Source organism: Pedobacter sp. SL55 (assembly GCF_026625705.1).
Lineage (GTDB): Bacteria > Bacteroidota > Bacteroidia > Sphingobacteriales > Sphingobacteriaceae > Pedobacter.
In genome coordinates, this window is sequence record NZ_CP113059.1 from 4,019,914 (window position 1) to 4,035,248 (window position 15,335).

Genomic DNA, 15,335 nt, shown 5'->3' on the forward strand with positions numbered 1-15,335 from the left:
CTACTAATATTAGCAGTTCGGCTTTGAGTATATACAAAACAATTAATTACTCGATTTTTTGGTATCGTCGTTGTTGATACTACGCTCGCTCTTTTTGATAGAACCTTCTAGCTTACCGAATTTCCAGTTTAAGCTGCAGAAAATACGTCTGAAATAGTTCTCTCTAATACGCTCTTGCGTAAAGTTTGGCCCTTCGGTATAGCTTCTAAACGCCCTAAACTTTTGGAACGGATTAGCTACCGAAGCAGAGAAAGTCAATTTATCTTTAATGATATCTTTACTGCCACCAAAACCTAGATAGTAATAATTATTCGATTGACCTTGCAACATCACATCTGGCGCACCATAATTTCCCGAGATGGTAGCTTTCCAAGTTTTTTCGAATTTGTAGCTACTGTTAAAACTTGCATAACCAGTTACGCCACTGTTTTTAGTTAGCACACCATTAATCATTCCTTCTAACCAGATATAATTTAAATTGCCGCTTAAGCTCAAATTCCATTTTGGAGTAATGGGATAATTGAAGTTAACATTAGTACCCAACAATTTATCCTTACCAATATTTAGTGAGGTAATTCTGGTTAAATTTTCTGCTTCGATAAACTGAAAAACACGTTGCTGCGTATTATTTGCAAAGTTGTAAGTTAAGCTTACGTTCAGCGAACCTTTCTTAAAATTGCTATAAGTTAACTCAAAGTTGTTGCTTAAAACCGCTTCTAAATCTGGGTTACCCACATATTCAAAACCAGGTCTAGAGCTATCTACGAAAGGGTTTAAATCCCAGATACCTGGACGTTGGATACGCTGCGTAAAACCCAAACTTACACTTTGGCTATTCTTTAAAGTTCTGTTAAAAGAAACAGACGGAATTAAATTGAAATAATCGGTCTTCACTTTCGAATTTGTACTTTCAAATACGCCAGTAACATAGGTTCCTTCTAACCGAGCGCCAGCTTTAAAAGTCCAATCTTTCATTTTAAGCGTATAAGTATTGTAAACACCATAAATATTTTGGTTATTACTGTACACATTACTTTGCTGCGGATCTAACACATAAGCATTAGCGGCATCGTCAAATAAAAATGATTGAAAATTGCTCTCTCCGCTCCTAAAAATTGCTTTCACACCCGCCTCAACCGTAATTTTATTGAAAGGATTGATATAATCCAACTGTGCGGTTTGCTCTTGAGATTTGCTAATGTTATTTTGTCTATAGTTTGGATCGGTAAAATTACTCGAGCGATTAAAGAAATTGACGTTATTCAGCTGAGGTTCTTCGTTATCGAAAAACTTGTAAGAAAAAGTCACTAAATGTTCCTTCTTATCCTTGAAGCCTTTTTGATAATTTACCGTGTAATCTGTTCCACGCCATTCGTAACGTGTACTACTGTTCATGTTATAAGCAATTACATCCGCACCATTTGTGATATCATAACGCTGACCCAAATCTTGCTGATTATAGCCGCCATAAGGATTGATTTCTGCGGTTATTAAGTTTAGCGAATCAATCTCGTAACTTAACTCGCCACCACCCCAAGCCCAAAAATTATCTGTTTTTTGATGACCTATATTATAAAGGCTTGATAGCGGATACCCAGGTTTACTATTTCTAATATCGGTAACTCTTACTCCATCTACCCTCCACACACCAGTACCACCGTATAAATTTGCACCAAAATCGCCTTGCTTAATGGTTAAATTAGCATTTAAACCCGGACTGAAAGGTTGTTGCATACGAGCATTTACATTACCATTGTAACCATTTGCTACCTTTTTAGAGGTAATGATATTGATGATACCCGATAAACCTTCGCTCTCATATTTTGATGGCGGTGTGGTAATTACCTCAATTTTTTGTACACCATTTGCGGGCATACTTCTTAAATACTCTTTGGGATCTCTGGTTAAAACGCCAGATGGTTTGCCGTTGATGAGGATACGATAATTACCTGTACCTTTCAACTTTACGTTATCATCTGCATCTACAGACAATAAAGGCACTTTACGCATCATATCAAGCACCGATAGCATACTTTACTCTCAGGATCAGCCTGCGTATCATAAACTATTCTATCTGGTTCTTGCTTAATAATGGGCTTACTGGCTACAATAGCTACTTCATTTAAGTCGTTGCCTTGAGGTTTCATTGCAATTTTACCTAAATCATTATCCTTGGTTATTTTAACAGGAATTTGTTTAGATTGATATCCAATAGAACCTATAATTAAATTGTATTGACCTTCTTTAATCGCCGAAAGTGTAAACTTACCCTGTTCATCAGAAACTACAGTTTTTATTACTGTTGAATCCTTCTTTAAGGCTATGGTAAAATATTCTCCGGGCTTTTGTGTTAGACTATCGATAATTACACCTTTAATTTGGAAGGATTTATCTTGTGCCCTAGAACTTAAAGACGTAAAAACACACAAAACGAAAATTGAAAGAGTTAAAAAGTATCTGCTCATTATAAATTTGTTTGGTATGCAAATTAATTTTGCATTTCACTCTAACAGACGCAGAAGATGTAGTAACGTTGCACCGAGTTAAAAATAAATTCGGAAGTACCTAGCAACCAGCAGTATATTTTATCTTTTGCCTTTAGTTTTTTAAAGCTATCGGTTTTCTTAATTTAGCGGTAGATATGCTACAAAAACTTTCTATACGCAACTACGCTTTAATTGATACTTTAGAGATCGATTTCAACAAAGGACTGAACATCATTACCGGAGAAACCGGTGCTGGTAAATCAATCATTTTGGGTGCACTATCGCTAATTTTAGGCCAGCGAGCAGAAAGCAAATACTTTTTTAACCAAGAAAAAAAGTGCGTAATAGAGGGCAGTTTTCTACTGGCGGATGAACTGTTGAAACCATTATTTGATGGCAGTGATTTAGATTTTCAAGCGGAAACATTACTACGTAGAGAAATTGCGATTGACGGGAAATCGAGGGCATTTATAAACGACACGCCTGTAAATTTGGGCACTTTAAAATTGATTGGCGAAAACCTGATCGCTATCCACTCGCAACACGCCACCCAAGAAATTAGCAATACCGATTTTCAATTACTTATTTTAGACGCCCTGGCAAATCATCAGCTTTTGCTAAAAAATTACAAGCAAGAGTTTAAGCAACTAAAACAAGTTGAGCAGCAGCTTAAAGATTTGCAGCAAAAAACTGACGAAGCGAAGAATAAGCAAGATTACGAGCAATTTTTGTTTAATGAACTAGAACAAGCGGCATTAAAAGATGGCGAGCAGGAAGAACTAGAGCAAGAATTGGAAAAATTAACCCATGCCGAAAGCATCAAACGATCTTTATTGGCGGGTGTAAGTTTAATTAGCGAAAGTGAAACCGCAGCCATTAATTTGTTAAAAGAAGCCAGTTCGCAATTAAATACGGTTGAAAAATTTGATCCTGCCATTGCAGAGTTGAACGAAAGGTTAAAATCGGCTTTAATTGAATTGAAAGATATTGCAGCCGAAATTACTGCGATTGAAGAAAATACGGAACATAATGCACAGCGTTTAGAAACTATTCAAGAACGTTTGGATTTGTTTTACAACTTGCAACAGAAACACCGTGTAAGCAGTAATGCAGAATTATTGGCTATACAAGAGCAGCTTTCGGAAAACTTAAATGCCATTTTAAATAGCGATGAGCAATTAGAAAAACTGCAAAAAGAGATTGATATACTAAAGGCAAACTTGTTTAAACAAGCTTCAGAATTAGACGCTAACAGAAGAAAAGCTATGGCTACCGTAGAAAAAGAAGTAGGTACTGCGCTAAAACAAATGAGTATGCCAAATGCTGCCATTAGTTTTAACTTGGCTAAACAAACCCAATTAAATAGCAACGGGTTTAACGAAGTACAATTACTGTTTACTGCAAATGCTGGCCAGCAGGCGGCGCCAGTTGGCAAAGTAGCTTCTGGTGGCGAGCTAAGCAGGTTAATGTTAGCAGTAAAAGCATTGCTGGCAAAACATACCTCCTTACCTACCTTAATTTTCGATGAAATTGATACGGGCATTTCTGGCGAAACGGCATTACGTGTAGGCGAAGTGATTGATGATTTGGCTAAGAATATGCAAATTATGGCTATTACGCACTTGCCTCAAATTGCGGCTAAAGGCAACTCGCACTATTTTGTTTACAAGCACGAAAAAGATGATAAAACCACCACTGGAATTAAAAAATTAGCGAAAGATGAACGTGTTAGCGCCATTGCAGAAATGTTAAGCGGAAAAAATCCTGGGGCATCGGCATTGCAAAATGCGAAGGAGTTGTTGGGCTAACCAATAACAATCTACGAAATTTTCGTAAAAAATTCTTCTACAAACTAATATATTAGTTAACTTAGGGCATGAGATTAAAATCTGTAGCCCTTGTTTTCCTATTACTACTTTTTAAGCTTGCCGTTTTTGCGCAAGGTAATTTCGTGATTAGTGGTACAGTTAGAGACGACAAAGAAACCATTCCAGGTGCGGCTATTTATTTAAGTGGCACTAAAATATCTACCATTACCAATAACGAAGGCAAATTTAGTATTGGCAAACTTCCGGCAGGAAATTATGATGTTTTGATACAGGTAGTTGGCTACCTACCCTATTCTAAAAGTGTTACCATTTCAGATAAAAACATTTATATTGATGCGACTATAAAAGCCAACACAGTGACCTTGCAAGAAGTTGTGATTAAACCCGACCCTAACAGATTGGCGTATTTAAATCTATTTAAAGAATACTTTATTGGCAGAACTCCAAACGCCAAAGAATGCAAGATTTTAAATAGTGAGGTGCTAAACATTGATTACGACAAACAAGCTAGAGTATTATCGGTAAACAGCAGAGAGTTTTTAATTATAGAAAACAAGGCCTTGGGTTATAGAATTAAATATCTACTGCAAAACTTCGAATATGACTACCGAAGTCGTATTGTCTATTTCGCAGGCTTTCCATTTTTTGAAGAGATGAAGGGTTCTAAATCTAAAATTAACAGATGGAACAAAAAGCGTAACACGGCTTACTATGGCTCATCGCAACATTTTTTTCAATCCCTTTACGAAGGGAAAGTAGAACAAGAAGGTTTTGTGTTACATAAATTGGCTACTATTGGCAACAAAAACAGACAGCCAGATAGCGTAATTAATGCAAATATCAAGAGGCTTTCTAGTGGTTCTAGGGCTATAAACATGCTTACATTCACTAAAGATGATTCGCTTAACTTTTGGTTAAAAGAACGTAGTAAACCTAAAGCCATGGCAGTTTTAAATAAAGCTCAGGTACTTACAGATACTTTGGTGAAAACATATAACCAGGATGTTAAATCTATCAACTTTACCGACGAGCTTTTTGTAATGTACACTAAGGAGAGGGAAACCGAAGAGTACAGCAATTTAGGATTTCAGGTGAGTAGAGCGCCAGATATGGGAAATTTTCAGGTTTCGCTCATTAACTTATTAGAACCTCCAATCTTATTTTACAAAAATGGAAGTATTGCCAACCCCAGAAGCTATCTAAACAAAGGTTTTTGGGCTTACGAAAAAATGGCCGATGCTGTTCCCATAGAGTTTAAACCTGTTAGTATTAAATAAACAAAGACATTAAATCTTTATCTTTTTACTAAAAAAATTAGTAATTTTATCCAATGGATTTGGATGAAAAGAAAAGTGAATACCTAAATGGCAGAGGCGCACAGTTAAACACAGAGAACAGGTTTTTAAAAAATAGTTTCAGCAAAGAACATGTAGAAGCTATTGACGATTGGGAAATTGCGAACGAAAAGACATCCTTCGTATTCAGCAATGCAAAATCTATTGTAAACAAAGTAGAAAGTCCCGATGTAAATATGGTTTATTCGCTTAATCCGTATCAAGGTTGCGAACATGGCTGCATTTATTGCTACGCCCGCAACTCTCACGAGTATTGGGGCTACAGTGCTGGGCTAGATTTCGAGCGTAAAATCATCGTAAAAAAAGATGCTCCAGAGCTTTTCAAGAAATTTATAGAGAAAAAAGGATGGAACGCCCTGCCCATTTCTATTTCTGGCAACACCGATTGTTATCAGCCTTGCGAAAGGAAGTTTCAACTTACGCGACAAATTTTAAAAATTGCGTTAACATACAAGCAGCCCATCTCCATGATTACAAAAAACTCGCTCATTATTAGAGATTTGGATATCATAAAAGAGATGGCCAAGCATAAGTTAATTAGTGTTTATGTTTCTATTACTTCTTTAAATGAAGAGTTAAGACAAAAACTAGAGCCAAGAACTACCACAGCCAAACAACGCTTAAAAGTAATAGAGCAGTTAAGCAAAGCTGATGTACCTATGGGTGTTATGGCTGCACCAATGATACCCGGGTTAAATAACCACGAAATTCCAGCTATTTTAAAGGCAAGTGCCGAAGCGGGAGCTATAGGAGCTGGTTATACCGTGGTTAGGCTTAACGGTGCCATCAGCAAAATATTTGAAGACTGGCTGGCTAAAAACTTTCCTGATAGATTTGACAAGGTGTGGCACCAGATACAAGATTGCCACAATGGAAACGTTAATGACAGCAGATTTGGAGCTAGAATGCGTGGCGAAGGAAATTTTGCCCAACTAATGAGCAGCACTTTTAAACTACACTGCAAGTTAAATGGCTTGAACGTTAAAAAAATTGAATTGAATAGTTCTGCTTTTAAAGTGCCGCAAGCTCAATTAAACTTATTTTAATGCGAGTTCGGGATAAGAAAATTATGCTATTTGCTAGCGATAGCGCTTCAAATCTTCGTTCAGCTAATTTTCGGTCTCTTATTTTTCGGGCCGCACCAATAAGCCAAGGCACATTCTTTGAAAGAAAAATAAGCAACCGAGAGTTTTTGTTACTTTTTGCGGTCAAAAAGTAAGAGCCCAGCGGCGGCGAGCTAAAAAAAATACGTTCAATGCGAATTTCTAAAGAATTGTAAAAATACTTAACCCGAACTCACGTTATTTTAACATGATTTTTGTATGTTTTTGATTGTTTCAAGGCCTAAGTTAAAAATAAGAATTTAAAAAAGGCTCTTACCAGCCGATGCTGAAATAAATTCAGCATGACGAACTGCCCATACCGTTACCCTGACCACACAGTAGCTGCGAAGCGAATTTATCTCAGGGTCAGTTAGACTAATTAAGACCCTAACTTACCTTATTTTAATCTATCTATTTTTCTTATATTCAATTTTCACATTCCCTACCCCTTGATTTACTAATCCGATTTTTTTAGCAGATTTTTTAGACAAATCTATAATCCTACCCGCCACAAAAGGCCCCCTATCTTGAATTACCACTTTGGTGCTTTTTCCGTTAGATAAATTGGTTACCTTAACTTTAGTGCCAAAGGGCAAAGTTTTATGCGCTGCAATTTTCTTAGAATTTCTAAAAGTAACACCACTGGCCGTTTTTCTGCCATTAAATTTATCGGCATAATAAGATGCTTTTCCGGTTTGGCTAGTTTTAGGACTGCAAGCAAACAACAAGGCTATGGCAACAAGTAATAAAGTGTTTCTCATTAAATATAAATTGTAAGTTTTTTGAATATCCATTTTTAAAAAGTTTTAACCGAGAAGAAATCTACGATTGATTTTACAAAACTGAACATGTCTAATGTTAGATTTCTCAGGCGTGCCTTCTTCGAATGATGCAGCCTTGTAAAATAAAAAGTCCCGAAATTAATTCGGGACTATATCAGGATTATGCTCCTTCTTCTTTCTTTTTCTTCTTGCTACTTCCTTTCGGAGCAATTACGATTTCCTCTTTTTCCTTATCGTAATTTATTTCAAGCGTATCGCCCTCGGCAATTTCTCCTTTTAAAATTTCCTCGGCAATAGGATCTTCCAAGTATTTCTGAATAGCACGTTTTAACGGACGGGCACCAAAAGCACTATCGTAACCTTTCTCTGCAATGAAGTTCTTCGCTTCGTCAGTCAACTTAATTTCGTAACCTAGAGAAAGCTTACTCTTCCAAACAAACCTCTTAATTCGATATCGATAATTTTGAAGATTTCTTCTTTACCAAGAGAGTTAAATACCACAACATCATCAATTCTATTTAAGAACTCTGGTGCAAAAGCACGTTTCAAAGCACTCTCAATTACACCTCTGCTGTGTGCTTCTGTTTGACTAGTTTTTGCAGTAGTAGAGAAACCAACACCAGCACCAAAATCTTTCAATTGGCGGGCGCCAATGTTAGACGTCATGATGATAATCGTATTTCTAAAATCAACTTTTCTACCCAAACTGTCAGTCAATTGTCCTTCATCCAATACTTGTAACAAGATATTAAATACATCAGGATGTGCTTTTTCAATCTCGTCTAACAATACTACCGAGTAAGGTTTGCGACGAACTTTCTCCGTTAACTGACCACCTTCTTCGTAACCAACATATCCCGGAGGCGCTCCTACTAAACGAGAAACAGCAAACTTCTCCATGTATTCGCTCATGTCAATTTGGATCAACGAGTCTTCAGCATCGAACATGAAACGAGCCAATTCTTTAGCTAACTCGGTTTTACCAACACCCGTTGGACCTAAGAAAATAAATGAACCAATTGGCTTTTTAGGATCTTTTAATCCAGCTCTGGTACGTTGTATTGCTTTGGTTAATTTCTTAATGGCATCATCCTGACCAATAATTTTATCGGCCACGGTATCGTACATATTTAACAGCTTGGTACTATCTGTTTGTCCAACACGTTGCAACGGTATACCAGTCATCATAGATACTACTTCTGCTACACTGTCTTCAGAAACTTCGTAACGCTTAGTTTTAGTATCTGCTTCCCACTCAGCTTTAGCTTTATCTAATTCTTCAAGCAAGTTTTTCTCCGTATCACGTAGTTTAGCGGCCTCTTCATACTTTTGGCTTTTCACTACACGGTTTTTCTCTAACTTGATATCTTCGATTTTACTTTCGATAGCGATAATGTTATCAGGAACGTGAATGTTGGTTAAGTGAACTCTAGAACCAGCTTCGTCCAAAGCATCAATCGCCTTATCAGGTAAAAACCTATCGGTAATGTATCTCGATGTTAAAGCCACACAAGCATTAATTGCAGCTTCGGTGTAGGTTACACCGTGGTGGTCTTCATATTTTTCTTTGATACGATTTAAGATTTCGATAGTTTCATCTGGAGTTGCCGGCTCAATCATCACTTTTTGGAAACGACGATCCAAAGCACCATCTTTCTCAATGTACTGACGATATTCGTCTAAAGTAGTAGCACCAATACATTGTATTTCGCCTCTAGCCAACGCTGGCTTAAACATATTCGAAGCATCTAACGAGCCCGAAGCACCACCCGCACCTACAATGGTATGAATTTCATCGATAAATAAAATCACGTCGGTAGATTTCTCCAACTCGTTCATTACCGCTTTCATACGTTCTTCGAACTGGCCACGGTATTTGGTACCAGCCACCAGCGAAGCTAAATCTAACGTAACTACACGCTTGCCAAACAACACCCTTGATACCTTGCGTTGTACAATTCGTAAAGCTAACCCTTCGGCAATGGCACTTTTACCCACACCAGGCTCGCCAATTAAAATTGGGTTGTTTTTCTTTCTACGCGATAAAATTTGCGACACACGCTCAATCTCTTTCTCACGACCAACAATTGGGTCTAACCTTCCCTCCTCTGCAGCGCGTGTTAAATCTCTACCGAAATTATCTAGAACAGGAGTTTTCGATTTAATATCCGAAACTTTTTTAGGAGCAGTGAAGCTTTCTTCTTCTTGATAATCGTCATCGCCACCTGCAGTGCCGCCACCTTGTGCTTCGTCTCTAAATCCGTTCTTATTAACTTCTACTTCTTGTTTAAAAATCTCGTAGTTAATACCATATTGCAATAAAATTTGTGATGCAATGTTATCATCGTCTCTTAAAATAGACAATAATAAATGCTCTGTGCCAATTAAATCGCTTTTAAATATTTTTGCCTCTAAATAAGTAATCTTTAAAACTTTTTCGGCTTGTTTGGTTAAAGGGATGTTGCCCAAATTAACCGTAACGCTCGAAGTGCCTCTTACAGCCTCCTCAATAGAGCGGCGAAGTTTCAATGTATCAACACTTAATGATTTTAAAATCTTAATTGCCATACCATCTCCTTCGCGAATAAGGCCCAACAACAAGTGCTCAGCTCCTATATAATCGTGTCCTAACCTCAGGGCTTCTTCCCTGCTGAAAGAAATCACATCTTTAACTTGTGGTAAAATTTAGCTTCCATAATCTGTATGTTATCGGGGACGACACTAAACTATAAATTTGTTTTATAAATACGGCGTCTCGATTTTTATATTTTATCAACAATTACGCCATATTGGTGGAATAAGCTACATAACGCAACATATTTATAACAACCTTTTATTGTAAATATGTTTTTAATGATGCTTTTGTTACCCTATTTGAATAAAATTTTTACAATTAAATATACGCAAAACGCCTATTGTCGGTTTTTTGTAAGCTTTTACATCGTTTCATTTACTGACAAAAAATGTAAAGTCTAGCTGCAAAGTAGAAGTTTTGGCAGTTATTTTTTTTGAAAAGCTAAACCAGTGGTTCTTCGGTTCCATTAGTCCCGCTTTTCGTTATCATCTTTTTGCTGGCACTGCCCTTAAATAATGGTCATGCTAAGTTTATCGAAGCATCTATTACGTCACAATCCTTCGACAAGCTCAGGATGACACCCGCAAAAAGTATTACCACTACAATCGGGTTTGATTAACAAAAGCCTTTGCAACTAACTTTGTCAATCTTCCTATACTATTACGCATTAAGATTGACAAAGTTTAAGGCACTTTGCGTTCTTTGCGTTTAATTAACCGCAAAGTAAACGAAGAAAATCGCAAAGTTGCGCAAAGACAAATCTCATTAACATCTAATCAGCAAATACGTCATCAATCTTTAATACAAAACCTGGCAATACAGTAGAGCCAACTTCTTCGCTCAACGTAAATAATTTAGAAGGCTGGAATTTTCCCGTATCATCTAAGGTGTAAATCATCAAGGTCTGCTCAGTTGGACTAACCACCCAATATTCTTTTACGCCAAACTCCTCGTAAACATTATACTTATTTAGGAGTTCTTTCTTATTATTTCCGGGCGATAGAATTTCTACCACCAAATCTGGAGCCCCTAAACAACCTTTATCATCTAACTTACTTTTATCGCAAATTACGCAAAGGTCGGGCTGCAAAACAGTGTAAATATCTTTATCAGCTTTGCTACCTTTCGGAAAACGGACATCAAACGGAGCAACATAAACCTTACAAGGCATTCCATCCAGAAAATTAGCAATTGGCTTAAATAGATTGGTTAACACTTGTTGGTGCAATCTTGCTGGCCCAGGGCTCATCTTATAGATTTTCCCTTTAATTAGCTCTAGCCTTTCATCGAAAAGCCAGTTCAAATAATTGGCATAACTGTACGTTAGCGACTCATCTAATTCGTCAAACGAATAAACTTTTTCATCAGGCAAAGGATATGTTTTTGTTGTAGGCATATCCAAATATAAAAAAACACAAACATTTAAAATATACTAACTCCTTCAAAAATTAGATTATTTACAACATTGCACAATAAAAAGTGTTAAAGAATGTTAAATACATTATAAAACAAAATCAGCATGAAAGCTTTCAGATTGTCTTCTTTCACTAATGAAGTTCTCCGTAAAATAGGATTAATTAAACTTTACGATTGGTTTAATAAGTAAAATTTCTATTAGAAATAGTAATAAAGCTTACTTTTTCTATAACTTCATCTTTCTAATTTATTATAAAAGATGAATATCAATCAGTTTAAAACCTTTTTTGCTGCACTTGGCGTAGTTTCGGTAAGTGTTGCGAGCGCCCAACAAGCTCCTAAAAAGTTTATCGACCCTGCAAATATGGATCTTTCCGTTAAGCCAGGAGATGATTTCTATGCTTATGCAAGTGGTGTTTGGGTAAAAAACAATCCTGTGCCAGCTAAAGAGACACGTTGGGGATCTTTTAATGAGCTTCGTGATTTTAACGTAAATGCTGTACGTGGCTTGGTAGAAGCTGCTGCTGCCAACAAAACTGCTCCCGCAGGTTCGGTAACTAAGCGTGTTGGCGATTTTTATGCCGCTGCCATGGATAGTGTAACCATTGAAAAACTGGGCTATACACCAATTAAAGCAGATTTAGAAAAAATCAAACAGCTAAACAGCTTGCAAGCCGTATTAGATCACATTACTTACATGCGTGTAAACGGCTTAGGTGGCCCTTTATACGGCTTTGGTGTTGGCCAGGATAGAAAAAATGTAAATAAGTACATGGTAAACATCTCTCAAGGTGGTACCACCCTTGGCGATAGAGATTATTATTTGAAAGACGACAGCCGCAGCGTGAAAATTAGAGAAGCGTACGATACCTACATGACCACACTTTTCAAATTAATTGGTTATACCGAAACTGTTGCTCAACAAAAAGCAAAAACGGTTTTCACTATAGAAAAAGCTTTAGCCGAGGCACAGATGAGCCGTTTAGAAATGCGTGACCCGTACAAAACCTACAACAAATTAACAGTTGCAGATTTTAACAAAATTACGCCTAACATTAACTGGAAAAACACTTTAACTCAATTAAAAGTTAACGGGCAAGATACGGTTTTAGTAAACTCTACAGCTTTCTTTAAAAGCTTGAACGGCTTATTAACTTCAACCTCTGTTGCAGATTGGAAAACTTATTTAGAGTGGAACATCTTGAAAGGTTCTGCTGGTAGTTTAAGTTCGCCATTTGTGAAAGCTAATTTTGCATTTACACAAGCGCAAACCGGGCAAAAAGTTCAAACCCCACGTTGGCAACGCATGTCCTCTTTAACTGATGGCGTTTTAGGTGATTTATTAGGTCAATTATATGTCGCTAAATATTTCAAACCGGCAGCTAAAGCTCGTATGGACGAATTAATTGCCAACTTGCGTAAAGCGTTCGAAATCCGTATCAACGGTTTAGAGTGGATGAGTGCTGAAACTAAACAAAAAGCTTTAGCAAAATTACATGCTTTTAGACCAAAGGTAGGTTATACCACTAAATGGAGAAATTATGATGGTTTGGTAATCAACAGAGCTACTTACTTCCAAAACTTGCGTAATGCTAGTAAATGGGCTTATAACGAAAACATCAACCAATTAGGCAAACCTATAGATAGAGAACGTTTTGGCATGACACCTCCAACGGTAAATGCTTATTACAGCCCTACGTTAAACGAAATCGTTTTCCCTGCTGGTATTTTGCAGTTCCCATTCTTCCACCCAGATGCTGATGATGCCATTAACTATGGTGGTATTGGTGCAGTAATTGGCCACGAAATGAGCCACGGTTTTGACGATACTGGTAGCCAGTACGACAAAGACGGTAACTTAAAAAACTGGTGGACAGATGAAGACAGAGCGAAATTTAACGCTAGAACAAAACTGTTAGGCGAACAATTTGACAAGTACACTGTGTTAGATACTTTGCATGTGAACGGTAAATTCACTATGGGCGAAAACATTGGCGACTTAGGTGGTTTAAATGCGGCTTACACGGCTTTTAAAATGACTAAACAAGGTCAAAGCAACGAGAAAATTGATGGGTTCACGCCAGATCAACGTTTTTTCTTAGCGTGGGCACAAGTGTGGAGAGGTAACGTTTTACCAGAAACCGCAGCACAGTTAATTAAAACCGACACCCACTCTCCAGGTCCGTACAGAACTATTGGAGCACCTGTAAACATGGATGCATGGTACAATGCTTTTGATGTAAAACCTGGCGACAAACTTTACAAAAAACCAGAGGATAGAATTAAACTTTGGTAAGTTAATGTGATGATTTGACAATTAGCTAATTCGATAATTCTTGAATTGGCTAATTGTCTTTTCATTTTAATGGCATCAGCTAATTATCACATCAGCTAATTATCACATTAAGCATACTTCGCCTGTATCTTTTTTGGCAACTTTACCAAGACCAACTCTCTAGAACGTTCTACTCGCTGTTTAAGCTCTTTATCATTTAAAACATCTAGATTTTCTATCTGCACCCATTGCCTTTTGGCCAAATGGTAAGCTTGTTTGATACCATCTCTAGCAATCAACTCATCAAATTCTTCTGGCGTGCATTTGGTAGAAAATCTGTTTCCGTCATCAATGGCTAAAATCACGAAGATTTTCTCTTCAATCATAAAACAAAGATGATCCCATTTCATGCCTTCGGTAGTGCCAGGTAGGCTTAAACAATATTCTCTGAAACTTTCGATATCCATACGGTAAAGATAAAGGAACAAGCATAAAAGAACAAAGACTTCAAGTTATCAATTATTTGAAAAGCAAATTCAGTGTTTCTATCATTGTTACTCCCGCTTTACGTCGCAATTCCCGATGAAAATCGGGATATTTTCACTTCAATCGGGTTTAAAATGCAAGTGTTCTGCACAGCATTAAGTCCACTAAACCAATTGCAACGGCAATTCGCAATAAAAAATCGGGACTACAATTGCCTCGAAAATAAAACCGCCAATTTCCAAGCCTAATCACAGTCAATTTAAATCATTAATTTGACCTCAACCAACAATAAAACAATTTAACTATACAGCAATTTAATCTAATTTTGCTGCATGAACATCCTCACTCCCACTGCCGACGGCTCTAATACCTTATTCAACGAAGAAATTGGAGAACATTACCATTCGGCACATGGTGCTTTACAAGAAAGTAAACACGTTTTTATAGAAGCTGGGTTAAAACATGGCTTGGAAAAATTGAAAACATCCGAAATTGATGTTTTAGAAGTAGGTTTTGGTACAGGATTGAATTTTCTGTTGAGTTATAAACATTGCACGGAAGTAGATAAAAAACTGAACTATCATTCTATTGAAGCTTTTCCGTTATCCGTAGAAACACTTATTTCTACTGGCTACAATCAATACGTGCCAGAAAAAAACTGGGATAGCTTTATCAATAATTATGAAAAGGCTCTTGAAAGTGAAGTCGAGCTTTCGGAAAGCTGCAAACTACAAATCAGTCATACTACGCTGCAAAATTTTAGTACCGAAAAACAATTTGACGTTTTATATTTTGATGCATTTTCGGTAAGGCACCAACCCGAACTTTGGACCAACGAAATAATTGCCCACGCCTGTAGTTTCATAAAAACAGGTGGCATTTTTGTAACCTATGCCATTACGGGTAATCTAAAAAGAGCGGTAAAAGCTTGTGGCTTCGAGATTGAAAAACTACCCGGCGCACCAGGAAAAAGAGAAATGTTAAGGGCTGTTAAAATGATTTAAAATAATCTAAATTGTTATAATTTT

General features: G+C 37.0%; 10 protein-coding genes and 1 pseudogene. 5 read left to right on the top strand and 6 right to left on the bottom strand.

Annotation, left to right across the window (positions count from 1 at the left end):
* Window positions 1–42: 42 nt before the first annotated feature.
* Together OVA16_RS17930 and OVA16_RS17935 are read right to left on the bottom strand one after the other, a co-directional pair.
* The gene (locus tag OVA16_RS17930; protein WP_267762249.1) at window positions 43–2,031 is read right to left on the bottom strand and encodes an outer membrane beta-barrel protein; all 1,989 of its coding nucleotides are present in this window, start codon (window positions 2,029–2,031) and stop codon (window positions 43–45) included.
* Entirely contained in the window at window positions 2,010–2,465 is a 456-nt protein-coding gene (locus OVA16_RS17935; RefSeq protein WP_267762250.1) for a carboxypeptidase-like regulatory domain-containing protein, read from the bottom strand. The genes OVA16_RS17930 and OVA16_RS17935 overlap by 22 nt, the downstream gene beginning before the upstream one ends.
* Window positions 2,466–2,641: 176 nt before the next feature.
* Between OVA16_RS17935 and recN the strand changes: the two genes are divergently transcribed.
* From recN to OVA16_RS17950, 3 genes are all read left to right on the top strand, one after another.
* Window positions 2,642–4,294 (top strand): DNA repair protein RecN, encoded by a 1,653-nt coding sequence (gene recN / locus OVA16_RS17940; RefSeq protein WP_267762251.1) that lies wholly within the window; start codon window positions 2,642–2,644, stop codon window positions 4,292–4,294.
* Between the two features lie 68 nt (window positions 4,295–4,362).
* Complete coding sequence (locus OVA16_RS17945; RefSeq protein WP_267762252.1) at window positions 4,363–5,592, top strand: carboxypeptidase-like regulatory domain-containing protein; 1,230 nt, start codon at window positions 4,363–4,365, stop codon at window positions 5,590–5,592.
* A 53-nt stretch (window positions 5,593–5,645) separates the two neighbouring features.
* The gene (locus OVA16_RS17950) at window positions 5,646–6,716 is read left to right on the top strand and encodes a PA0069 family radical SAM protein (protein WP_267762253.1); all 1,071 of its coding nucleotides are present in this window, start codon (window positions 5,646–5,648) and stop codon (window positions 6,714–6,716) included.
* A gap of 464 nt (window positions 6,717–7,180) precedes the next feature.
* Here the strand turns inward: OVA16_RS17950 and OVA16_RS17955 are convergent, their stop codons facing one another.
* The 3 genes and pseudogenes from OVA16_RS17955 to OVA16_RS17965 form a co-directional block, all read right to left on the bottom strand.
* Window positions 7,181–7,567, bottom strand: a complete 387-nt coding sequence (locus OVA16_RS17955; RefSeq protein ID WP_267762254.1) for a septal ring lytic transglycosylase RlpA family protein — start codon at window positions 7,565–7,567, stop codon at window positions 7,181–7,183.
* 148 nt (window positions 7,568–7,715) lie between these two features.
* Window positions 7,716–10,251 (bottom strand): annotated as a pseudogene (locus tag OVA16_RS17960) (ATP-dependent Clp protease ATP-binding subunit).
* Between the two features lie 651 nt (window positions 10,252–10,902).
* On the bottom strand, window positions 10,903–11,526 hold the full coding sequence (locus OVA16_RS17965; protein ID WP_267762255.1) for a Uma2 family endonuclease: 624 nt from the start codon (window positions 11,524–11,526) through the stop codon (window positions 10,903–10,905).
* A 279-nt stretch (window positions 11,527–11,805) separates the two neighbouring features.
* Between OVA16_RS17965 and OVA16_RS17970 the strand changes: the two genes are divergently transcribed.
* Window positions 11,806–13,842, top strand: a complete 2,037-nt coding sequence (locus tag OVA16_RS17970) for a M13 family metallopeptidase (protein WP_267762259.1) — start codon at window positions 11,806–11,808, stop codon at window positions 13,840–13,842.
* A gap of 107 nt (window positions 13,843–13,949) precedes the next feature.
* Here OVA16_RS17970 and OVA16_RS17975 read toward each other — a convergent pair whose 3' ends face one another.
* Window positions 13,950–14,288 carry an MmcQ/YjbR family DNA-binding protein gene (locus OVA16_RS17975; RefSeq protein ID WP_267762260.1) on the bottom strand — a complete coding sequence of 113 codons (339 nt, stop codon included), beginning with the start codon at window positions 14,286–14,288 and terminating at the stop codon, window positions 13,950–13,952.
* 351 nt (window positions 14,289–14,639) lie between these two features.
* Here OVA16_RS17975 and mnmD point away from each other — a divergent pair, with 351 nt between their 5' ends.
* Window positions 14,640–15,311, top strand: a complete 672-nt coding sequence (gene mnmD, locus OVA16_RS17980; protein WP_267762262.1) for a tRNA (5-methylaminomethyl-2-thiouridine)(34)-methyltransferase MnmD — start codon at window positions 14,640–14,642, stop codon at window positions 15,309–15,311.
* Window positions 15,312–15,335: the final 24 nt, after the last annotated feature.

Bases quoted from the DNA above. Each gene is read 5' to 3' on its own strand.
- recN (WP_267762251.1), top strand. From the start codon at position 2,642: ATGCTACAAAAACTTTCTATACGCAACTACGCTTTAATTGATACTTTA.
- OVA16_RS17975 (WP_267762260.1), bottom strand. From the start codon at position 14,288: ATGGATATCGAAAGTTTCAGAGAATATTGTTTAAGCCTACCTGGCACT.
- OVA16_RS17970 (WP_267762259.1), top strand. From the start codon at position 11,806: ATGAATATCAATCAGTTTAAAACCTTTTTTGCTGCACTTGGCGTAGTT.
- OVA16_RS17935 (WP_267762250.1), bottom strand. From the start codon at position 2,465: ATGAGCAGATACTTTTTAACTCTTTCAATTTTCGTTTTGTGTGTTTTT.
- OVA16_RS17945 (WP_267762252.1), top strand. From the start codon at position 4,363: ATGAGATTAAAATCTGTAGCCCTTGTTTTCCTATTACTACTTTTTAAG.
- OVA16_RS17950 (WP_267762253.1), top strand. From the start codon at position 5,646: ATGGATTTGGATGAAAAGAAAAGTGAATACCTAAATGGCAGAGGCGCA.
- OVA16_RS17965 (WP_267762255.1), bottom strand. From the start codon at position 11,526: ATGCCTACAACAAAAACATATCCTTTGCCTGATGAAAAAGTTTATTCG.
- OVA16_RS17930 (WP_267762249.1), bottom strand. From the start codon at position 2,031: ATGCTATCGGTGCTTGATATGATGCGTAAAGTGCCTTTATTGTCTGTA.
- mnmD (WP_267762262.1), top strand. From the start codon at position 14,640: ATGAACATCCTCACTCCCACTGCCGACGGCTCTAATACCTTATTCAAC.
- OVA16_RS17955 (WP_267762254.1), bottom strand. From the start codon at position 7,567: ATGGATATTCAAAAAACTTACAATTTATATTTAATGAGAAACACTTTA.